20 protein-coding genes and 2 pseudogenes are annotated in these 21,271 nt (G+C 38.5%); 12 read left to right on the top strand and 10 right to left on the bottom strand.

The features are described 5' to 3' along the window. The first annotated feature begins 20 nt into the window (after positions 1–20). Both EI981_RS14470 and EI981_RS14465 read left to right on the top strand, forming a co-directional pair. Positions 21–593, top strand: coding sequence for an NAD(P)H-dependent oxidoreductase (locus tag EI981_RS14470; RefSeq protein ID WP_126999260.1), 573 nt, complete (start codon positions 21–23; stop codon positions 591–593). Between the two features lie 522 nt (positions 594–1,115). After that, on the top strand, positions 1,116–2,594 hold the full coding sequence (locus EI981_RS14465) for an alpha/beta hydrolase (protein WP_126999258.1): 1,479 nt from the start codon (positions 1,116–1,118) through the stop codon (positions 2,592–2,594). Here the strand turns inward: EI981_RS14465 and EI981_RS14460 are convergent. Further along, on the bottom strand, positions 2,576–3,550 hold the full coding sequence (locus EI981_RS14460) for a MerR family transcriptional regulator (RefSeq protein WP_126999256.1): 975 nt from the start codon (positions 3,548–3,550) through the stop codon (positions 2,576–2,578). The two genes, EI981_RS14465 and EI981_RS14460, sit on opposite strands and share 19 nt — an antisense overlap. Positions 3,551–3,920: 370 nt before the next feature. Between EI981_RS14460 and EI981_RS14455 the strand changes: the two genes are divergently transcribed. From EI981_RS14455 to EI981_RS14430, 6 genes and pseudogenes are all read left to right on the top strand, one after another. Then, complete coding sequence (locus EI981_RS14455; RefSeq protein WP_126999254.1) at positions 3,921–4,331, top strand: hypothetical protein; 411 nt, start codon at positions 3,921–3,923, stop codon at positions 4,329–4,331. Positions 4,332–4,597: 266 nt separating this feature from the next. Next, positions 4,598–4,849, top strand: a pseudogene (locus EI981_RS14450) (cyanophycinase); the annotation flags it as partial. A gap of 432 nt (positions 4,850–5,281) precedes the next feature. Further along, on the top strand, positions 5,282–6,112 hold the full coding sequence (locus EI981_RS14445) for a hypothetical protein (RefSeq protein WP_126999252.1): 831 nt from the start codon (positions 5,282–5,284) through the stop codon (positions 6,110–6,112). Positions 6,113–6,488: 376 nt separating this feature from the next. Further along, on the top strand, positions 6,489–6,836 hold the full coding sequence (locus EI981_RS14440) for a hypothetical protein (protein WP_126999250.1): 348 nt from the start codon (positions 6,489–6,491) through the stop codon (positions 6,834–6,836). Positions 6,837–7,110: 274 nt separating this feature from the next. Continuing rightward, positions 7,111–8,667, top strand: coding sequence for a tetratricopeptide repeat protein (locus tag EI981_RS14435; RefSeq protein WP_126999248.1), 1,557 nt, complete (start codon positions 7,111–7,113; stop codon positions 8,665–8,667). Positions 8,668–9,949: 1,282 nt separating this feature from the next. Beyond that, on the top strand, positions 9,950–10,348 hold the full coding sequence (locus EI981_RS14430) for a hypothetical protein (RefSeq protein WP_126999246.1): 399 nt from the start codon (positions 9,950–9,952) through the stop codon (positions 10,346–10,348). 1,013 nt (positions 10,349–11,361) lie between these two features. Here EI981_RS14430 and EI981_RS14425 read toward each other — a convergent pair. Next, entirely contained in the window at positions 11,362–11,751 is a 390-nt protein-coding gene (locus tag EI981_RS14425) for a TetR/AcrR family transcriptional regulator (RefSeq protein ID WP_126999244.1), read from the bottom strand. Between the two features lie 270 nt (positions 11,752–12,021). On the opposite strand from EI981_RS14425, the gene EI981_RS14420 reads away from it, so the two are divergent. Together EI981_RS14420 and EI981_RS14415 are read left to right on the top strand one after the other, a co-directional pair. Then, on the top strand, positions 12,022–12,507 hold the full coding sequence (locus EI981_RS14420; RefSeq protein ID WP_126999242.1) for a DUF2975 domain-containing protein: 486 nt from the start codon (positions 12,022–12,024) through the stop codon (positions 12,505–12,507). 10 nt (positions 12,508–12,517) lie between these two features. After that, the gene (locus EI981_RS14415) at positions 12,518–12,736 is read left to right on the top strand and encodes a helix-turn-helix domain-containing protein (RefSeq protein ID WP_126999240.1); all 219 of its coding nucleotides are present in this window, start codon (positions 12,518–12,520) and stop codon (positions 12,734–12,736) included. A 604-nt stretch (positions 12,737–13,340) separates the two neighbouring features. Here the strand turns inward: EI981_RS14415 and EI981_RS14410 are convergent. Both EI981_RS14410 and EI981_RS14405 read right to left on the bottom strand, forming a co-directional pair. After that, positions 13,341–13,760, bottom strand: a complete 420-nt coding sequence (locus EI981_RS14410; protein WP_126999238.1) for an AAA family ATPase — start codon at positions 13,758–13,760, stop codon at positions 13,341–13,343. Between the two features lie 171 nt (positions 13,761–13,931). After that, positions 13,932–14,636 carry a CPBP family intramembrane glutamic endopeptidase gene (locus EI981_RS14405; protein ID WP_126999236.1) on the bottom strand — a complete coding sequence of 235 codons (705 nt, stop codon included), beginning with the start codon at positions 14,634–14,636 and terminating at the stop codon, positions 13,932–13,934. An 86-nt stretch (positions 14,637–14,722) separates the two neighbouring features. On the opposite strand from EI981_RS14405, the gene EI981_RS14400 reads away from it, so the two are divergent. Next, on the top strand, positions 14,723–15,469 hold the full coding sequence (locus tag EI981_RS14400) for a MerR family transcriptional regulator (protein ID WP_126999234.1): 747 nt from the start codon (positions 14,723–14,725) through the stop codon (positions 15,467–15,469). A 353-nt stretch (positions 15,470–15,822) separates the two neighbouring features. On the opposite strand, the gene EI981_RS14395 is transcribed toward EI981_RS14400, so the two are convergent. From EI981_RS14395 to EI981_RS14380, 4 genes are all read right to left on the bottom strand, one after another. After that, positions 15,823–17,679, bottom strand: a complete 1,857-nt coding sequence (locus tag EI981_RS14395; protein ID WP_126999232.1) for an alpha/beta fold hydrolase — start codon at positions 17,677–17,679, stop codon at positions 15,823–15,825. 57 nt (positions 17,680–17,736) lie between these two features. Then, positions 17,737–18,303 (bottom strand): TetR/AcrR family transcriptional regulator, encoded by a 567-nt coding sequence (locus EI981_RS14390; RefSeq protein WP_126999230.1) that lies wholly within the window; start codon positions 18,301–18,303, stop codon positions 17,737–17,739. A 287-nt stretch (positions 18,304–18,590) separates the two neighbouring features. After that, positions 18,591–18,701 (bottom strand): ArsA-related P-loop ATPase, encoded by a 111-nt coding sequence (locus EI981_RS14385; protein WP_227011427.1) that lies wholly within the window; start codon positions 18,699–18,701, stop codon positions 18,591–18,593. Position 18,702: 1 nt separating this feature from the next. Further along, positions 18,703–18,831, bottom strand: a complete 129-nt coding sequence (locus EI981_RS14380; RefSeq protein WP_227011426.1) for an arsenic metallochaperone ArsD family protein — start codon at positions 18,829–18,831, stop codon at positions 18,703–18,705. A gap of 493 nt (positions 18,832–19,324) precedes the next feature. On the opposite strand from EI981_RS14380, the pseudogene EI981_RS30260 reads away from it, so the two are divergent. Next, positions 19,325–19,408: pseudogene (locus EI981_RS30260) on the top strand (MFS transporter); the annotation flags it as partial. Positions 19,409–19,442: 34 nt separating this feature from the next. Here the strand turns inward: EI981_RS30260 and EI981_RS14370 are convergent. Together EI981_RS14370 and EI981_RS14365 are read right to left on the bottom strand one after the other, a co-directional pair. Beyond that, the gene (locus EI981_RS14370) at positions 19,443–20,159 is read right to left on the bottom strand and encodes an alpha/beta hydrolase (protein ID WP_227011425.1); all 717 of its coding nucleotides are present in this window, start codon (positions 20,157–20,159) and stop codon (positions 19,443–19,445) included. Between the two features lie 127 nt (positions 20,160–20,286). After that, positions 20,287–21,270, bottom strand: coding sequence for an alpha/beta hydrolase (locus EI981_RS14365; RefSeq protein ID WP_126999226.1), 984 nt, complete (start codon positions 21,268–21,270; stop codon positions 20,287–20,289). Between the last annotated feature and the right edge of the window lies 1 nt (position 21,271).

The following is a 21,271-nucleotide window of genomic DNA, read 5'->3' as shown; positions in this document are numbered from 1 at the left end:
ATTAAAGGAGAATAAAAAGTATGAAAACCATAGTATATGTTCACCCATGGGATGGAAGTTTTAATCATGCAATATTATCTAAAGTAGTAGATACATTTAAAGAAAGAAATCAGCTGTTTCAAATTATTGATTTATATCAAGATGATTTTGACCCAACTTATCACGCAAATGAATTGAAACTATATTCAAAGGGGAAGTATGGCAATGAATTAGTTGGTAAATATCAGTCAATGTTAGAATCGAGTACTGAGGTAATATTTATTTTTCCAGTCTGGTGGTATAATATCCCAGCTATTCTAAAGGGATTTCTTGATAAAGTACTTCTTAAAGATTTTGCTTATATTGAAAATAAGAGTGGAACAATGAAGGGGTTACTAAATAATATTCAGTCAGTAAAAGTTATCACAACTGGCCAAGCTCCTAAATGGTATATTCAATTTTTGGGAGGTAATGGTATAAAAAAGACTTTTATTAAAGCGACATTGAAAGCCGTAGGAATGAAAAACATTCAATGGTTACACTGTGGATATGTATCTACAGGTAAGAATGAAAACCGGGTGAAATTTTTAAATTCCTTACCTACTAAACTATAAATATATAGAATTTTTATTAAGATAATCGTCGAAGCATCCGTTTCCAATAGGGAGGATTACAGAGTCTTTAAAGCCAGTGATGACATCTCGTTGCGAGGGATAAGATAGCCTAAGCGGTATATGTGTATACAAAGCACAGAGACACTTTAAATAGGTTAGAGGGCCGTAATGAGGATTATAAAAAGAGTAGAGCTAAATATAAACGTTCGTTTGTGAACAAATGTCAGGTGACAAAAACATAGTAACATTAGAAGCCGCTAATTAAGCGGCTTTTTATTTTTATGATATCAATTTCTTGTCAAAACACAATGACAAGAAATTGATATCATTCCCGACTGATGACAAGAACTTTGTTACATTCCCGATAGATGAAGTTTTGTGTAGTTAAATAATTTCTCTTCCGCTGCTTTGCTGATTCCTCATTCATCGAATAAATAACTGTTGATTCTCCTCTAACAGGAGGTTTTATACTTGGAATCAGGTCGGCAGCCAGAAGAGAAATTTAAGGAGGATTATAGAATCATGAGATTAATTGAAATCGGGCTTGTCTTATTTAATGTATTATTAATGGGGCTGTTAACCCTAGGGCGACCCAAATCACAGCGTGGATGGCTGATAAGCAGCGGCATTTCTGCTGTTTTGCTGCTTGTCCATGCATTCGTGGAAGGGTTGCGGTGGCCGATGATTCCGGTGTATCTGATCACACTATGGGCGATTGCGGGAGGAGCTAGACTTTTCTTACGATCCGCAGCAAGGCCATCAAGCAAGCCACGGCGGAGGTGGAAGACAGTACTACTTGGGGGAGTTGCGGCGGTTTATGCTGCCGTGACCATTGCTCTGCCGCTCCTGTTCCCTGTATTTTCTTTTGCGGAACTCACAGGTCCCTACGCGATAGGAACAGCGACCTACCATTGGACCGATTCTGCACGAGAAGAAAAGTTTACTGAAGCGTCTGGTGATTCCCGCGAATTAATGGTTCAAATCTGGTATCCGGCAAGTCCGAAGGCTACAGGGAAAGCGGCGCCATATTTATCTGATCCTGCTCCGTATGTAGAAGGACTGCATGAATTATTACAGCTGCCGAAGTTTTTATTCTCAGGGTTGAAACAGGTCAATACCCATGCTATTGCGAATGCCAGGCTGGCGGATACGGAATCTAAATATCCTGTGCTTTTGTTCTCGCATGGATTTATGGGCTACAAGAATCAGAACACGTTTCAAGTGGAACAATTGGCAAGCCACGGCTATATTGTCGTAGGAATTGAACATGCCTATAGCAGCGTGGTTTCCGTATTCCCGGACCAGCATGTGGTGAAGTTTGATTCGGAAGGCAAGACGGGCTATGAACAAATGAAGTATTCTTTTATGGACGGGCGCAATCAAGTCTGGGTGGAAGATGCAAAGTTTGTGCTTGACCAAATCGAAGCATTGTCTGCGAATGACCCTGACGATCTGTTTACCGGCCGAATCGATCTTGAACATATGGGCATGTTCGGCCATTCCTTTGGGGGAGCTACGACGGTACAAATGCTGCTGGACGATTCCAGAATACAAGCGGGCATTGATATGGATGGTGTGCTTTACGGTGAAAAGCGGATTCCTGCAGACGGCTTGAAGAAGCCTTTTCTGCTCATGAGTGCCGATGACACGATAAAAGGGGTGGACCACACCGGCGATGTAGAGATTGCCGCGCTGGGGACAGACCGGGAAGAGATCGCAGCCTACTATGATGAGCTGTTTGCACGGTATGAGCCGGTAACCGCCGGAGGGAATTATTGGATGACTTTTAAGCACAGCAAACATATGAGTTTCTCGGACCTGTATCTGCTCACTCCCTTGTTTGAATGGATGGAGGGGGTAGACGTGCGCGGAACGCATGAGCTCATTAATGAGTACACGCTTGATTTTTTTGACCATTTTCTAAAAGGGCAGCCCTTGCAATATTTGGACCGTAACCTTGGAGACCATCCAGAATATACACTTCAACAAGGAGCCGAGTGAGGATCCTCCTGCCTGAGTTTCCATTGCAATCCTTGCATCAGCAAGGCGTTGCCTCTTACAATGACGTCCCATTTAGGATTGAGGAGTAGGCACAGTTTATTGAAGCGTTCCATCCGCTCGGTAGGAGCATGAGGCATGGATTGAGCATATTGTTGGAAAAAGGCGGCTTTATCATGGAACTGTTCCTGATTCGCATACATCATCACAAAATCTTCAACAATAGTCTGTACAACAGCACTGTCTGCCGATAATCTTTGTTGCAGAGCCGCTTCCACCCGGACCCGGATGTTCTCCAGCGTTCTGATCCAGGCCGCAGCAGGAACGCGGGGGTGCCTGACCATATTGAAAAAGGCCAGTTCGTAACGGACAAGATCCTCCAGATAATGCGTGTCGTTCATAAGCGCTTGCAGTTCGTTCCAAGCTACGGTCTGCCCAGCCGTCACTTTGACTTCATTGATAATATATTTATTGAACAAATATAAAAAGGTATCCTGCCATTCGGCCGGCAATTGACCAAGCGCCTGTATTTCTTCTATTTTGCTGGATATGAACCGGTTTCGCTTATCGGCATTCATCGACAAAGAGTCGACCAGCTCATTCATGTAATGCAGGGAAGTGCCTGCTGAATAATGCTCTTTGGCTTGACGCAGAATCGATATCATATTGGTCAGAGTACTGACCTGGGTCTCCAGCGCTTCAATCTGCCAGTCGAGTGCTGTAGTGAGCTGAATCTCTCCGGCCATTACTTGGCGGATCTCGTCAATGCCGAAGTCCAGATAGCGAAGCGTTGTGATCAGCCGCAGACGGGAAATATCTTCAGGAGTATATAACCGGTGTCCGCCTTCGCTGTGGCTCGATGGTTTCAATAGAGCGATGTCGTCATAATAACGGACGGTTTTAACGGTTGTGCCCAGCAGCTTGGCCACCTCACCGATGGTTTTGGTATCTTTACGCAAGTGATCGCCCCTTCGGTTGGAATCATACGATGTTTGAAATTAATTGTATCGAAAGGAATGACGATTTTCAATTTGTTTGGTTTACCAGATATGAATATCCGAATTACCGGCTCCTCAAACGGTGGGCCGGCCCGATATAATACAGTGGAGCTTGAGCGTCTTTTGGATCATAACAAATGATGCACGTTGCAAATCTTCATGCCACATGGTGCCCGAATGCTGGCATGGCGGTACTCGGCCCCCTTGTGGCGTTTTTGGCACAGCATGAGTGTAACAGAATGCGAGCGCTTGAGGCCGAAATATTAAACAAATTTCAATTGAAAGCCGATACATAAATGAGAACCTATGGAAAGAAAAGGAGTTGAGTAACTTGCGGCTTGAATCAGGCACCACGGCAAGTTTGAAATTTTCGGAGCCTAAACAGAATATCCGCCGTCCAGCGGAATATACGTTTGAGCTTGGCAAAGAACAGGATGACGATCAGTCGAAGAAATCGAAAGAAAGCAGCGGCAAACTGGTTACATGCCGGGAGGGCGGTTATATCAGGCAATACATTGTCCGTGCGGACGGAAGCCGTATTTTGCTCAGCGAGATGAAGGAGCCTCAGAGTGATGGAACTCCTCAGATGCAAGAAGGTAATAAGGCGGTTCATGGCCAGCAGGAAGACTCCATGGGCCAAAACACGAAGGACATGATTCAACTGCTGAATGTGCAGGCAGGAATCGCGGCCGATTATCGCAGAAAAACGGCTCATCTGTCAGCTTCGTATACCGCGTTGTAAATAAATGGTTTGTCGGGGCATCGTACATATCAGTATCCTGATCGTAGTAAAATGCGAATTGAACAAAGTATCGCACTTTACGCATGGAAAAGATGTTTATAGCCTATTTTGTTCAAACGTTCTGAAATCCAAGAAGAAGGGCGTTCATCTATGAGGGTTCGTATGCGGGGACAAGCATTAAAAGGAATATGTCATAGGACAAGAACATAGTCTCATTGCCGATTGATTAAAAGTAGGGTTAACAAAGCTCAATAGTTACGATAAGGTTTTTGATGGAATATGAAATGTCGGATTTGATAAAAAAAGTAGAGCCGTTGAGATGGGGAGCAAGCTCTGTTGCGATCAACATGTCCGCTAAATGGCCATGCTCTAAAAACTTTGGCTATAAAGTTGAAATAAGCTCTTTTTACGACGGAATCGGCCTTGACGATTTTTCCGTCCTGTCTCATTTTGATCTTGAAAATAACATTGCGTTGGTTCAAGGCGAACTATCTCCCTTATCGGAAGAAATGAATATGTTATGGCTTAACTGAATTAATTTCTTTATGCAAAGCTTCTATTTTACTAGTGCCATATACTGTCGGGTGACAAAAACATAGTTACATTAGAAGCCGCCAATTATGCGGCTTTTTAAGTGCCTACATTCTGTCGGAATAGCGTTAGGAATGTTGGAGGAAGAAGCCAGTTGTGCAATTCATCATGAATATCCATCAACTCTAGGTTGCGTCAGTTAAAAAGAAAGGTCTTTGTACTTTATTTTGCATATAATGATAACCGCACTCCGTGATATGCGAAATTATTTGTCATATGTGTTGTTGCCTATGTCTTTAGCTCAGTTGATTTAACTCATGTTTTACATAAGAAAATAGAACCTCTTCCAATATTGGCTTTCGAGTTAAACGTTGCTAAAATATGGTTATTATTAACTTTTAAACAAAGGAGCTCATTTCATGAAAAAAGGAATCTTTCCCTTCTTATGTCTTCTGCTCTCGCTTAGCTTAGGGCTGAGCGCCTCCGCAACTGCAGCAGAGGTCAAAAGCAAACCAACAGATCTGCTATCTGAGGAAAGTTTCGCTTTCGCCTATTCCGATCTATCCGGAACACGCCTTCTCAGTGACAATAGCGACCGTCCCAAACGCTTCATTCAAGCCATCTATGCGCCCGGGCTACAGACCGCAATCACCTATGTGAAGCATCAGAGGCAGTCCGAGAAGAGTAACGGCCGGCAGACAGCCTGGAATTTTGACCACGACGAAGGCGAACTCTTTAAGGTCGCTAAAGGAAAGCTGACAGAGAATGAAACGGTTATTCTCACGACGAAAGACGCCTTCCAAGGCCATACGTTTCTGAAGTACAAAGCGCTCACCAAAGGCGGGTTTACCAAGACGACCCTCCGCTCCGTTGAGAGCATCAAGAAACGGAAAATTAAAAAGCAAGGACTCATTGGCGAGGTATCAAAAGAGATACAGATCGGCCTTGTGGAATTCCAACGAGGCAAAGGCCAGCTGCCGCTTGCAAGCATCGTGTTGTCGACACCAAAAGGGTTAGTCTTCCAGGACATGGTCGGAAATGATGATCCGAATTCGACCTGGCGGGTTGAAGATGGTGGCGAGATTAAGCCGGAATGGTTCAACGTATTGTTCGTCACCAAGTCGAAAAGCGGCTATTCCCTTGCCATTGAAAATTGGGGCTCTGAAGGGACATACACCATGATCTTGCAGCAAAAGGACCGCACCTTCCAATTGGTGGCTGATGGCGCACGGTATACGTATCCCGTTTAAAGTCACTATAGCTTAATAAATAACTAAAACGCAGCTGCCGGCATGGATCGAGAGCATTCCTATAATAAGGAATGAAATGATCGAAATTTGACTACTTAATCTAAGATTGAAGCCCAGCAAACCCGAGATGTGGATTGCCGGGCTTTCTTCTTGGTACAGGCTTAAATCATCGTTGTGAAATCAAGAATAGGCTGCTCCTATTAATCTCCTTCGGTAATTAATAGGAGCACTTTGAAGGGTCAGAAATACTGTCCCATTCCCGAGGGAGAGGTAGGGAATATCAGCTTTTCTAAAGATTCCTGCTACTGATTGCACACACTGCCCTGGTCGTAAGCGTAAAATAGCCCCCATCTGATTGCCAGGTGGGACGATTCTATTGTTTCATCCCGGTGACGGCAACGGTGATGGAGGAGAGCTTGGGACATACTTTCCGGGGCTATTCGGTCCGCCTTCAGTGGGTACCCCGATACTTGATAAGATTCAAGAGAGATTAGAAACGAGTGGTCTAACTAACATTGAAATGTCTGCCTTGAAAGAAATCATTTGGATCCCAACTCCTGAAGATGTGGTTGAAATGGTTTGCTTTGGGCAAAGTGACGGATTTAGAAAATATGTTAGGGACGAATGTTACAATCGGATCGTTTCACAATTTGAGAAACACTCAAGTGAAAAGGGAATAAAGACGACAGGATTCTACTATTTAATTCGAGCAAACGCATCCTAATTATTTGGGGCTATCCGTCAGGGTAGCCTATTTTTCTAAAAACTTGCCTTTACAGTGCGGTGAACCGTATTATAAGTAACGGGGATCGCTTACTAGAAGGTCCAAGTTCCTTATACGAGTGGAATCCGGTCAATCTATTGTGGGGAATATAAGGAGTAAAAAGTTGAGCCTAATCTAATTAGAGATTAAACCCAAATAAGATTATTTTTAAAGCAAAGCTGATTTATGTAATAATCATGTAGTAAGTAACTAACAGAGAGCAGGCTAAGATGGAATGACAGATCTTAAACAACAACGTTATCGCTTTAGCGAGGCGCCTATATGGGATTTGCAGCGGGCGTACTATGAACAAAAGGGTATGAAGGCTTGGAATAATGACCAAGTTCCTCAATACATAACGAGTAATCCAATGATTGCTACTTCCTATGCGGAAATGATATTTGGTTTCCTTCAAGATCGTGCTAGTCAGGGACATAGTTCAGAGCCCGTCTTGATTGTGGAACTTGGAGCAGGAGCGGGACGTCTTGCTTCTCATGTAATCCATGAGTTGTGTCAGTTAAGAGATTATGCTGGGATACCGTTGCCGTCGTTTCGTTATGTGATGACAGATTTGGCGATGAATAATGTTCTAGCTTGGAGGGAGCATCCTGCGCTACAATCCTTTATCGCTGGAGGGCTACTCGATTTTGCACAATTTGATGCTGTTCATGATACCGTTCTGAACTTAATCGTATCAGGAACAACGATTAGTGAAGGTGATTTGGCACAACCTGTTATTATTGTTGCAAATTACTTTTTTGATGGTATCCCGCAAGAGTTACTTTATGTTGGCGATGGTCATATTTGTGAAGCGGATGTGTTGGTGGAATATCCTGAACATATGGATTCACTTCAACCATCCGAAGTATTACATCAAATTTCATTGAATTATGAGTATCGACAGGCACCCGAGTATGAACAAGAAGCGTATCCTTACCGTAATGTCATAACCATGTATCAGGAGCAATTAGAGGACTCGCATATTTTATTCCCCGTTGCGGGATTGTCTTGTTTAGAGCGTTTGAATCAGTTGTCCCAGGCAGGATTCCTATTAATCACAGCAGACAAGGGCGATCACTTGCTGGATAACTGGAAGTTTTCAGGACCACCAGAGTTGATTTTACATGGAAGTTTTTCTTTTACGGCTAACTACCATGCCATCCAGCATGTTTTTGAAAATAGAGGAGCCATCGCGTTATTTCCCCCGCATCATTATAAAAATATTAATGTAGGTTGTATCCTCTATATGGATACGCCGATCAACTATTCCAATACAAGATTAGCCTATCGTCGATTTATTGAGCGTTTTGGTCCAGACGAATTCTTTAGTATTAAGGAATGGATGGACAATAAGATCGATAGTATGGGTCTGCAGCAGATTTTAAGCTTTTGGCGTTTGGGTGGATATGATGCGGAATTTTTTATTCAGAGTGCGAAGCAGATCGTAAGGCTGTTGCCAGATGCAAGCGATGATGAACTGCAGGATATTTTGAGAGGTATACATTTGATGTGGTCATCGTACTACGTTATGGAGCAGCGTTATGATCTAGCTCTTGATGCTGGATTGGTCCTTTTCGAGATGGAAATGTACGAGGAGTCCAAACGGTTTTTAGAAATATCGATACATGAAGACGAAGAGGAGATCGTATCAACCGTATATTATTGTCTAGCTATATGTTGTTTCGAGTTAGAATTAGAAGAAGATGCCCTGAATTACATCCGAGAATTATTAAAACTTGAACCTGATCATGAAGAAGCATTGGCGTTGATACACAAATTTGAATCTGTATAGGTTGCTAGTTTTTTTATCTACAGAAACCTAATTAGACAAGTATTATGATATTGGCCAAAGTAGTTTAAAAAAGTGAATAGACATTGAATTACTTTAAGTGTAAAGAATAAGTTTCGATTGACAAGAGCATTGAGACATAACATGCCGCGCAAAATGCAGAGTCTCAGGATTACAAGATGCAACAGAGTATTTATTGTCAGAATGTGTATTTCTTCAAGAGTTACGCATGCATATATCAAAGTATTAAATCAATCGAGTTGTAGATGATAAATTCATCAGAATGGAACTTAAAAGTGCCTGTAATCCATACAGACAGGCACTTTTAAGTTACCTATAAATATAAAAAGTCTTGGTAAGGCATTCGGGCCATACCAAAACTTTCATCTACATGAAACTACAGTCTGTATTAAAAGTCTATATTTTTTTTGGGGATAAAGTATAATTTAATTGCTGTAGAATTATGATGATGGGAGATATGTTATGGAACAATGTTTAATGAGTAAAAAAAGATATGCAAAAGATATTAAAAATGGTATTTAAGAAGGAATATCAGATAAATTCTCTTACAAGGATTCTAGGAGGAGCACAGAAGGGAACTTATAGAGTAGAGTGTTCAGACCAATTCACATGCGTATTATACATATGGGATGATTCCTTAAGTTATTTTAAAAACTTACATACAAAAGAAGTTTTTACATCAAACAGTGCATATTTGTTTAAGAAAAATTATGATTTGTTGACTTCTTATAATATCAGTGTACCTAAGCTATATCATATGGATCTAAGTAAAACTAACTTCTCTTTTGAATATGCATTAGTTCAAGGGTAATATAAGAAAACTTCATAGTAATAAAAGTTCTATGGTTGTCGGGTGACAAAAACATAGTAACATTAGAAGCCGCTGATTATGCGGTTTTTATTTTTATGATATCAAGTTCTTGTCAAAACACGATGACAACAACTTGATATCATTCCCGACTGATGACAAGAACTTTGTTACATTCCCGATATGATCTCATCGGCAGCAGGAAAGTTGAAAAGATGCCATTTTTGTTAAACTAACGGGTAGGTTAGTTTAAATTTAAATGGATATCGACTCCATTAAAAGGGCAGGAGTGCTCATATAATTAATTTGACTAATTCGAAATGTCTTGCTAAATTGCTTATAAAATTTCCGAAAATATAATTAATGGCTATGTACAACAACAGGAAGGAAAGAGTCAAGAAAATGTAGAATAATAAATTGGACACTGAGAGTTAATATAAAGGGGGTAAAATTAAAATGTTGGATGATCAATTAATTAATTTTACAAAAATGCACGATGATTTCATCACGGATTGGAATGAGGCGATGATTTCAGGAGACACCTCTTCATTAGAAAGAATGACTGAAGATTACTATGTAGCGTTTTTTAATGGTATAAAAGAAAAGCCGATGATATTTAACCAAAATGATGCAGTAACCGGAATGCAACAATCCGTTACACAGCTTTTAGGGGCCAAAAAGAAATTCGAAAATAGGGTTATTCGCTTAAAGGATACTCAAAATGCTGTCGTATTTTATGAACTAATCATTGAAAAAGATGAAAAAATAATAGCAAGATTATTTACTATTGAAAATTGGCAATTAATTAATAGAAAATGGATGTTAGCTAGAGAAACAGAAGAACGAATTAAGTAATATTAATATCTATGACTGGTGTAGGATAATAAACTAACGGAGAACTATAGTTTAATAAACAACTAAGACGCGGCTGCCGGCATCGATGTCGGGAGACAGTAACATAGTATCATTTAAGGCCACGTATTATGCAGCTTTTATTTTTATGATATAAAGTTCTATTTCATTCCAGTCTGCAAAAGCATCTGTTACTATATTTATTTTTGTGAAGCCCTCTTCCAGCATCCATTAGAACAGAAGTTTACGCAGCGCACACCCCATTGTGTTTTGACCACTATTCTTATCACAGGACAAGAACATAGTGGGAGAGAGGGAGCCGGGTGGACAGGTAGACGAACTGCTAGCGAGACTGAGTCAAAAGGTTGACTACAAGCATCGAAACATCGGTCTCGATCCCGCGGAGGTTATCGCTAGAAGTGAAGTTTTTGAAACCTTCCGCGAAATGCTGCGCTGCTTGACCGAGAAGGAGCGAGGTATTTTTGAAGCCTATTTTTTCCGGGAGTTATCGCCAAGATGTCGGAGGACAAGAACATATACGCTTAAGGAGTCGCGAAAATCGCGGCTTTTTTGTTTTAACGATATAAGTTCTTGTCCCGGGCTGAGGACAAGAACTTATATCGTTAGCCGAAATGGACAAGAACTTGTATCCAAAGACGATTATATAGAAAGTAGAAAATTAATCTCGATAAATTATTCTTACCATATAAATATTGCTGGGTTGCCTGGTGCAATAAAGAAAATCATACTCTATAAAGAAAAGTATTGAGGCTTGAGGGACTATTGAAGCGAATAGCAAATAATAGCACTGAAAAACAATAATAAATAGAGATTAAAATTTAGGTAAAGAAATCAAGCGGAATTTATCTCAAGCGAGTATCCACTTGATTTTTCTTTTTATGAATAAGTTAAGTCTAGCTTATAGTAATTCCCAGAAAAAATTTCTAGTAGTAACTCTGATAATTCTTCTGAGGAAATTCGTTGAGGATCTTTAAGCCAGCAAAATAGTATGTGTGTTAGAGCACCAGAAAAAAAAGCAATCGTATATATGTATTTTTTGTGTCGGTTGTGCATTTAGAAGCAAAGGTAGATAAAGAAGCAGATAGCTCATCAGCTATGATATTTTCAAGGTGATGCTCTAACATAAGTTGTAGTAAAACTTCATTTTCCAAAAAAATTGCAGAAAAGCTATCAGTGATATCCCTCATTTGGAGGCTTTTTTTAGCAGCCAGTTCCTGTGACAGGGCATTAAAACCCTGTTTCAGGCAGAATCGAAGAATATCATCTTTTTCATTGAAACAATTATAAAAGGTCTGACGAGATAAATCGGCTCTTTTACAAATGTCCCTGATAGAAATTTTGTTATAGGGTTTCTCTAGCCGAAATGGACAAGAACTTGTATTCATAGCCGATTAGATAATCTGTCGAATGATAACAAAGTCGGGTACTGAAATTCAACTATATAAATGAATGAAAGTCGAATAAATAAAAACAAATTTATAACTCGATCCATTAGTTATAGGTCGAGTTTTTATTGTGAATATTCTAATGAATGTCAAAATTAAAAGGATATATAAATAACAATAATAATATAATTAAAAACAATACAGATTTATTGCAAAACGATAAATAACGTGTTAAATTTATAATGTTATTAAATAAGTGAGGTGCTTCATATGAATGTTAAACGAGGTTCAACAACTTTCTTAAAGGTAATTATTTTTCTGGCTGGAATTGCAGTTCTTGCTTTATGTATATTTTTAGTACCCCATATGGCGAATTTCGCATCAAAATTGTATCCAAATATTTCCCCAATGAAATATCTCATTTTCATCGTGATGTATGGATCGGCTGTGCCTTTTTACTTTGCTCTCTATCAGGCTTTTAATCTTTTACGGTACATTGACGAGAACACAGCGTTCTCGGAATTATCTGTAAAGGGGTTAAAGAACATAAAGTACTGTGCGATTATAATCAGTGGTTTGTATGTATTAGGTTTGCCCCTCTTCCATTTTATAGCAAATAAAGTTGACCCTCCTCTTGGAATAATGGGACTCATCATCATTTTTGCTTCGTTGATTATCGCCGTTTTTACTGCTATCCTCCAACGACTTCTACAAGAAGCGATTAATATAAAATCAGAAAATGATTTGACGGTCTGAGGTGTATGATATGGCAATTATTATTAATATTGATGTGATGTTAGCAAAACGAAAAATGAGCGTAACGGAGCTTTCGGAAAGGGTTGGAATTACTATGGCGAATCTTTCTATTCTGAAAAATGGGAAAGCAAAAGCGGTTCGTTTTTCAACATTAGAAGCGATATGTAAGACTTTGGATTGTCAGCCAGGTGATATTTTGGAGTACGAAGGTGACGAAGACACTCAATAAAAACAGACAACAAATTTATTTAACCTCTTTGGGTCTTGCCCTTAAGAGGTTATTTTTGCATTTCTAAAAAATCATCTAATAAATTGGTAAATAAAGGTATCACCTTAAATTCTAAGAAATATAATAGAAGAAGGGGTAAGACTTGCTGTTGCACCAAAATGGAAACAGATTGATGAAATGATTGAGTTGAGTTTGCCATCGATAATCTTCAAGTTAGATGCTGATCTAGGAAAGAAGATTGATATAGCTCAAGTCTACTATAAGAATACCAGAAGTGAGCTACCAATCGGTCTGGTATGTAATAATAGTTCTAAGAGAATGAAGAATGAAATTCGAAAAAATGAAATCTTATAATCCAAGGATGGACGTTTACTCAAAAAAAACAAAGAGGAGTAAAAAAAGAGCCATTTGGTGATTTAGTAATTTCAGGACCTCTTTACTTTAGACATATTCACAAAACTCGTATTTTGTACATATGTATAAAGGGCATCCATCCAGATAGTTTCGTACTCGCCGGTAGTCTATTCTATATAATTTACCGAAAGAGCTATTCTATAAATAATATTCCAATGCGTTTGTAAAACATAATGACCTGTATTATGGTTTACCTCTTTAAATGCTCTATCTTCAAAAAAATCCTCACGCTCATAATTACCATGTTTTTTACTTGTGGTATAAATTTCAACAAATATTCTATACAAACAAAATTCACTATAATATATTCATTTTTACATAAAAATCTCAAATTATCATAGGAATGAGATTCTAATGTGAAGATAACTTCTAATATATTTAATATAGTACTTTTTCCTGTACCTCTCCCCCCTATAATGCAATTCAAATCGTTAGAAAAATCAACTATAAAAGTATTTTGTTCGTTTTTACCCTTTAAATATCCTTGGTCTCCCGGTTCAATTAATACTCCTTTTATATATTTATCAGTTATATTAGGTTTTTCCATAAAAATACAAAGTTTGTGATTATAAAACGCTTTTTTTAATGAAGGAAATCCTGCCTTACTCATTTTAATCCAAGTTCAAAACCGAGCAAAAAGGGCTACCAAATGGCAGCCCCACTTATAATTCATCTCTTCTAATCCTAAACTCTACTAGCCATGTGATGAGTCCCGTCTCATTTGTCGTCATTGCCTCAAAGTGCTTGTTTACGAATTAGGTAACTCTTTTTCTTTCTCCCGTTACATTACCAGAGTCAATAATAAAAATAGTCCATTTGTTAAGCCATGTACCCATACTGCAGGCCAAACAGAATTTGTTCGTTCATACGCCCATGCAAATATGATCCCCCCAAGAAAATTCGCAGGCATCGCGTTATAGGTAGGAATATGGACTATCGTAAAGAGACTCGCACTCAAAAACATTGCCCAACCACTGCCTAATCGGGTTCGCAGCCAGCGATAGATAAAACCGCGATAGAATATCTCTTCGTATATAGGCGAGATGATCACTGCTGATGCAAACGCAATGAATACACTGAAGACCGTAACATTCTGCTGAATTGATTCCGTCTTAGAATTTTCAAATGTATTGCCGATATAGCTGGTAAGGATCATTACGATGGTGCTGCCTATAATCAGCAAGAACGTCCATAACAGAATTCGCCACCAATCCTTCGCAGGAAAGGATCTTAAACCCACTTCACTCCAAGAAAGCTTTTTAGGACGTAGCCCTATGAAATACACTCCCAGCATTAATACTATTGCTATTGTAAGCCCTGTCAATGTTCCTGAATACAGCTCATCTCCAAGCCATTGCGCATATACGGGTTTTACTACAAATTTAATAATTCCGATAACAAATACAAACTCTAGCAACAGCAAAGCTACAAACTCTTTCCATGTCCAATTATCCCTTTGTTTCCAATGCGTTAAGTGATCAGTCATTCCCTTACCCCTTTGTCTCTGTGATATAATTCAAATATATTGGGTGACGCTACGTCACCTGCAAGCATTTTTTTTGGAGGAATATCATGAGTCATTGGACAACAGGACAAGTATCCAAACAAAGCAATGTTTCTTTAAGAACACTTCGCTATTATGATCAAATTGGGCTCCTTACACCTAGCTTTAAGGACGAAAGCGGACGCCGTTGCTATTCCGAAGAAAACTTGTTTACTTTGGAAAAGATCACACTTCTAAAATCTCTCATGCTTCCACTCGAAGAGATTCAGAATTTATTGGATAAGCTATCCTACCGAGAAATACTAAAAGCTCACTATAATCATCTTCAAGAACAACTTTCTTCGCTCCAAACTAGCATCTCCAATACGACCTCGCTCATCAACATGTTTGATCTTGAGGGAGAATTATCGTGGAAACGAATTTCACATTTAGTACAGACAGCCAAACATAATTCGAAAAAATGGATTGAGTATTTTGAAGATGACGAGAAGGATTTTTTAGAACAAGTGCTTCCTAGTCTTAGTAAAAGCGACCGAATCACCCAACAATATATTTCACTATTACGGAGAATTGAATGGTGTCAGCAGCATAGCATATTACCTGAATCTGAAGCTGGCTATCAGATTGGTTGTGAGTTGATTGCAGTTTCCAATGATACATTTGATGGAAATGAAGAGTTAATGAATAAGTTTTGGGAAGTAAGAAAAATGCCGTCAGAGACAACTGGACTGTATCCTATAACAGATCAATCACTGGAATTTGCAGAACGTTGTATTATCTATGCAGAGCAATTGCTGAATAAAGAAAATGAATGATTGGTTTCTTAACACTATATATCTGAGTGAAGAATGTCTTGCCAGTTTGGAAGCAGCTCATAGTCTCTAATGTGTTTGTATTCTAGAACCATTACAGCTACCGTATTAACTACACAGAAATTCACCTATCGGGAATGTAACAAAGTTCTTGTCATCAGTCGGGAATGATATCAAGTTCTTGTCATTGTGTTTTGACAAGAACTTGATATCATAAAAATAAAAAGCCGCATAATTAGCGGCTTCTAATGTTACTATGTTCTTGTCACCCGACACCAATCTTTTTTTTCAAACAGTACGACTTTATTTCAAAGACACAACGATCTTACTACCCACTTTTTATTTATCCCACACACTCATCTGCTAGTACTACTATTTTTTATTACCAAATTAGCCGTTTCACTCGGATGATTAAGAGGAAAATGATGACCATATGGAACAAAATCAACCTTACCAAGATGCGAAGGAGCAGAATAGCCTCTGTCATAATCCCCCCAAATAATGCGAAGATTATACTTTGTTACTTCATTGAAATCACCTTGATCGTTTTTCAATAGTAAACTGTTAAGCTGAACCGTAGTATTTAAAATTCTAGGAGAAGTAAAACTGTTACTTATTTTTTCAATATAATGTTCAGGGATGTTCTCCGTACTTTCAAATAAACCATTACTTAATAAATAGCGCTCTATCAAATTAGTAGTTGCCAATTTCAATGTCCATTTGTTCATAAATTGAGGAACATTTATCGATTTAGCATTTTTTTTAGCAACAGGTGGCTGAAGTAAAGTAATTGTATACTTCTTATCTATGTACTTTTGTACTAATGCTTCCAAAAGAATATACGCACCAAATGAATGGCCAATTAGATGGGCACCATTAGTAGCTTTCTCCAATAACTTTTTCACTACATTCAAATAGATATTTAAAAGGTTTTTCTCTCGTTTAAAAGGAGAACGTCCCAAACCTGGAAGGTCCATGATCCAAATAGGTCGACCCGTTTTTTCATGAAGCTCTTTTCCTAAAGGAAATAAATCCTCTCCATCACTTAATAAACCATGTAATAAAATAAACGGTTTACCCTCTCCTTGTGATTGGTAAATGGTAGTATTATTACATAATGTTCGTTTAAATAAATGACTGTGCTGGCCATTTTGATACATCATGCGATAATCCAGATCAGCTATTACGGCTGGGAAAAATTTCATTACATTTGTCTCCTTAAACCAATCTTCTCCCATAATCTTTTTCGCTGAACCATTTGAAAATGTTCGATTTGTAATAAAGTTCAGCCCATCAGCAGGAATTTGGGTTATTTTGCTTACGCCACTATTCATAAGTGCTTTCATAAATGGCAGTGGGGCAGAGATTTTAGGTGCAGTCATATTCATACTTTCTGACATAGCATCTAATAATTCTGAAATATTCTGATCATGTTGTTTATCTTCAACAAGTGTATATGTTTGTATAGTTGGTTGCTCCAATCTGAAAACCTGCACAATAAACTTTGCTAGTTCATCGTTTGCAATAAGTGGTAATCTATATTCCTTACCTCCAGGAATCACTGGCATGAGCCCTTTTCGCATACTCATCACAAGCAAGCCTAAGCCTCCTGTTTGCTCCGTACTCCCTGTTTTACTACTACCAACTACAGTTGGTGGATTAATTACTGAAAGCGGATAACCTACTGTTGATGCCTGCTGACGGATATAAAGATCTGCTAAAAACTTTGTTCTCTCATATGGATTTTTTATTTTCAAAAAATTGTTTCCTTCTTTAAACACATCTATCGCAATCTTGCTATTTTTATCATCAAAGGGACTCATATAGCCTACAACATGAATAAATTGTTGCAATCCCTTCAATTGATGAATATTTTTAGCGAATTCACTAATATGTTGGGCACCATTCAAAAATACGGAAGCTGCCTCTTTGCTTGTCGCTTGAATATCCATGGGGCCTCCTGCGTGAATAATCACATCCGTTTTCAATACCCACTCCTTATCTTCAGCACTTAGACCTAAGTCTATTTTCGTCAAATCACCTTCAATAAAGTGCATAACTGCCTCTTTTAAGATGCCTCTTTCTTGATAAATGCGTCTTGCTTTACTTTTCGATCTCACTAATAGAAGAATTGTAACATGTTCTTTGGCTAATTCCTTCACTAATTGCTTTCCAATAAAACCTGTTCCACCAGTTAAAAATACTGTTCTCATATAAATCCTCCTTTTAGTACTATTCAGTACTAATTTAATGTAAAAAAAATGCTTCTTTTATCGAAGCAAGTTAAAAAAATGATCTGCTGTTTTCATGATTACAGTTGCATCCTTCAGTGTTTCTGAAATAAATAGCGCCCCTTCAAGATTTGTAATAAAAAGAGATGCAACCTCGTCAATATTAATTGTCTTTCTAAATTCACCATTCTCTACCCCTTGTTTAAGTAATAGAGAAACTTTCGTTTTTAATCCTGCAAAAAAAAGACCTATTTTTTCTTTTACTTTTGTGGCATTTGTAGGGCTTTGAATATAAAGCGTAATAAATGGACAGCTCCCCTTATATTCTCTCGTCTGAACTCCTTGTGATAATTGCTTTAAAAACAGTTGGATACGATCTTCAACTAATAATTGGTTTTGAGATAGTAAGCCATCAATTGCAGATTGATACATTTCAATCCAATAATCAACGACCCCTTCCAACAATTCTTCCTTATTAGAGAAGTGATAATACACATTAGACTTTGAAACTTTGCTTACACGAACTAATTCATCCATGGTTGTATAAGCAAACCCTTTTTCTAAAAATAATGTTGCAGCTACTTCAATCACACGTTTTTGATTCATTAATTTTCCCCTTGTCATAATTAGTACTGTACAGTACTATAAAAGGTGTTGCAAGTATTTTTTTTAGTTTAATAAAAAAATTGATCAAAAAAGCTATACTTTAATTGATTTTACTGCTAAAAATTAATCTCATTTTGAACAAAGTTGAACTGAACCCCAAAACTGTTTTGGATGGCTTGCAATTTTTCACTTGTGTTTTAACGCTAGGTTCATATATTTTTAAAAAGAAAACAAATATGTTTTTTTGGAAGATACATACGAATTTATTTTTGTAGTCACTAAATTGTTTAGATGGCTATTGATAGGCTACAAGCAACAGATGTTTTTCCTACGCCCCCCTTCCCCGTAAAAAACAGGAACGGGGTGTCAGGGAAATGACTTCTTGTAAAGCGTTCCATTTTAGGCATCTCCTTTTAGTGACAAGCGTACTTTCGGCTTTTGTAATAGTTCTTCCTCTGAAAGTCCTGACCAATGTGAAAATTGCTCATTTGTTGGATATTTCCCTTTACAAAGTAATTCTCCATCCACAAACGTTGCAGGTAAGGCACTATTTTCTCTTCATTTCTTATAGCCCATACCGATGATCCATTTCATAAAGTCTATAGAGGTGCATAGAAAAGGGGGCGATAGAGCAAGCGCTAGAAGGTAGGGAGCTAAGTGCAACGAATATTCGATATCCAACATTTTTTGTTGTGAATACAGACCAATTCATACATTTCGCCAAGTTCTATTTAATATTCCATATCTAATGTCAACACACAGAGAGTCAGAGGGATACGTTATAGCAATCCAGTAAGCCCATACAGAGTATAGATTTAAAATTACAAAATTCCGTACAGGGTCCTGGCTTCTTGTATTGGGATCCAATTATCTAATCGGCTATGAATACAAGTTCTTGTCCATTTCGGCTAACGATATAAGTTCTTGTCTTCAGCTTGGGACAAGAACTTATATCGTTAAAACAAAAAAGCCGCGATTTCCGCGACTACTTAAGCGTATATGTTCTTGTCCTCCGACAGCATATGCCGTACCCGCTGTTATGGGCATGATCCTTATAGCGGCGGCAATACCCGTTTTATATAAGAGAACGCATGTAAATGTATAAACTACCTAATATCGCCTTAAGTTCCTTAGTGATTTCAACACGAAGAACCAAATATTTTCACATAAAAAATGCTGTCCCATAGGCCATGAGATAGCAGTACCAAAGGATAAGGACCTGTAGAAGGCAATATTTCTACATTTTCATAAGAATTGGTTCTACTATACTTCCAGTAATCGAATACAAAATCGGGAAGGCTTAAAGAATCAGCGTAGGTCTGCACATATTTTTTAAACATTTCTTTGTCTTTTGGAAAAAGCGGTTCACGCTTGTTGTTATTCTTATTTTCAGTAGGATACCAAACTTGAACCATTAGCTCCCGCTTATCGCCTTGATCTTCAGTTAAGGCTTCATCTCGGTTAGGATCCGTGAAATGAAATGTTTGAGTACCCACTTTCTCTGGACCATCAGGCTTCGGCAAATGAAAGACAGGCAAGTATATAGATAAGGCGGTAGATACAACCATGAGAATGATGATGATGGAAGATAAACTATATTTCAACAGCTTCCCTATTTTTATATTCACCATCTTGCTTGAATGCCTGAATGCAACGATGAGTATGAATAGCGCCGTCATTATATATACCAAAAGCAACTGCCATCTGTATCCCTCAACCAACAATTGAACTGTGAATATAACGCTACTTCCTATACTCAATACCACTCCTGTTTTCTGTGCGCTTCTTTTAATAAACAATAAATCTAGTAGTAAAGCAAAACAGGATAGAACTAAAAGTATTTCAAATAATCTCATTTGTATCCCTCTCTTTCATCAATAAAAACCGGACGAATTGGACAAAATGTGGAAAACCGTCCCAAAGGACGGTTTTCCTATCACTAATTGATATCTGAAAAATCGTGAATGAAGCTTACTCTGTACACTACTTTACTTCTTTCATATATTCTCTGAAGCCCTGCACGATTTCTTTGGATCTGGTATGGTGTAAATAATGATCTCCTTCTAAGGGTATCATTTTGCCAAGAACAGAATCGTTGGCTTGCGCTTCATGCAACGGTATCCATCCTTCCACTCCTGCATTATTCGCTTGCACAAAAAGAAGAAGCGGAAGATTTTCCGGGAATTTCAGTCTTCGAGCGGCTATAAAATTATCATTAAAATGTTCCATTTCATTCATCATGCTGGAATTATACATGTTTTTGCGCGAAATCAATCCCAATTGTTCTTTTGTCTCAGCGTCATATGCTGCAATTTCTGCATACGGATCAGCGGATAAATTCAGTGCCAGTCTGCCTAGTCCTGATTGTCTGAGGAATTTAAACAAATTGATTGGGAATTCCGTATCCATGCCGCCTTGCGTTGGAACACTGCTATCGATCCCAACAAATGCGGTTACCTCGTTCTCAAATTTGCTCACATACTCCAATCCGTAAATACCTGCAATGGAATGGCCCATGAGGATATAACGATCAATATTAAGCTGCTGCAGCGCTTCATGAATTTCACTTACTATATTCTCTGAGGTTCTTTCCTTTTTGGTATCGTCGCTTAATCCATAACCCAAAGGCTCAACCACGGCGACTCTGTAATATGGAGCCAGCTCATCCACTAGCGGCTTAAAGTCAAGGGCTGGTGCTGCTGTTCCATATCCCGGTAAGAGCACGATGGTTTCTTCGCCTTGTCCTCGAATCAAGACATTGAGCTTCTTCCCGTCGACGGTTGCAGACTGGCCATAGGACTCCATCTTTTTCAGATCCGATTTGTTCTTGAAAATATTCACTGTATACGTGGTGGCTAGGAACAGCACGATGAGTATCAAGATGGCTCCGAATATTTTAAGCAATAGGCGCCCTATTTTACTTGCCCTCGTTCTATTCTTTGGCTTTATTTCCTCTGTTTGTGTCATT

The sequence above is a fragment of the Paenibacillus lutimineralis genome, assembly GCF_003991425.1.
Classification (GTDB): Bacteria; Bacillota; Bacilli; order Paenibacillales; family Paenibacillaceae; genus Fontibacillus; species Fontibacillus lutimineralis.
The sequence above is the reverse complement of the archived record's forward strand: the minus strand, read 5'-3'. Positions and strand labels throughout refer to the sequence as shown.

Excerpts from the sequence above, each read along its gene's own strand:
- EI981_RS14470 (WP_126999260.1), top strand. The coding sequence starts at position 21 with ATGAAAACCATAGTATATGTTCACCCATGGGATGGAAGTTTTAATCAT.
- EI981_RS14465 (WP_126999258.1), top strand. The coding sequence starts at position 1,116 with ATGAGATTAATTGAAATCGGGCTTGTCTTATTTAATGTATTATTAATG.
- EI981_RS14445 (WP_126999252.1), top strand. The coding sequence starts at position 5,282 with ATGAAAAAAGGAATCTTTCCCTTCTTATGTCTTCTGCTCTCGCTTAGC.
- EI981_RS14435 (WP_126999248.1), top strand. The coding sequence starts at position 7,111 with ATGACAGATCTTAAACAACAACGTTATCGCTTTAGCGAGGCGCCTATA.
- EI981_RS14430 (WP_126999246.1), top strand. The coding sequence starts at position 9,950 with ATGTTGGATGATCAATTAATTAATTTTACAAAAATGCACGATGATTTC.
- EI981_RS14425 (WP_126999244.1), bottom strand. The coding sequence starts at position 11,751 with ATGAATACAAGTTCTTGTCCATTTCGGCTAGAGAAACCCTATAACAAA.
- EI981_RS14420 (WP_126999242.1), top strand. The coding sequence starts at position 12,022 with ATGAATGTTAAACGAGGTTCAACAACTTTCTTAAAGGTAATTATTTTT.
- EI981_RS14415 (WP_126999240.1), top strand. The coding sequence starts at position 12,518 with ATGGCAATTATTATTAATATTGATGTGATGTTAGCAAAACGAAAAATG.
- EI981_RS14410 (WP_126999238.1), bottom strand. The coding sequence starts at position 13,760 with ATGAGTAAGGCAGGATTTCCTTCATTAAAAAAAGCGTTTTATAATCAC.
- EI981_RS14405 (WP_126999236.1), bottom strand. The coding sequence starts at position 14,636 with ATGACTGATCACTTAACGCATTGGAAACAAAGGGATAATTGGACATGG.
- EI981_RS14400 (WP_126999234.1), top strand. The coding sequence starts at position 14,723 with ATGAGTCATTGGACAACAGGACAAGTATCCAAACAAAGCAATGTTTCT.
- EI981_RS14395 (WP_126999232.1), bottom strand. The coding sequence starts at position 17,679 with ATGAGAACAGTATTTTTAACTGGTGGAACAGGTTTTATTGGAAAGCAA.
- EI981_RS14390 (WP_126999230.1), bottom strand. The coding sequence starts at position 18,303 with ATGAATCAAAAACGTGTGATTGAAGTAGCTGCAACATTATTTTTAGAA.
- EI981_RS14385 (WP_227011427.1), bottom strand. The coding sequence starts at position 18,701 with ATGGAACGCTTTACAAGAAGTCATTTCCCTGACACCCCGTTCCTGTTT.
- EI981_RS14370 (WP_227011425.1), bottom strand. The coding sequence starts at position 20,159 with ATGAGATTATTTGAAATACTTTTAGTTCTATCCTGTTTTGCTTTACTA.
- EI981_RS14365 (WP_126999226.1), bottom strand. The coding sequence starts at position 21,270 with ATGACACAAACAGAGGAAATAAAGCCAAAGAATAGAACGAGGGCAAGT.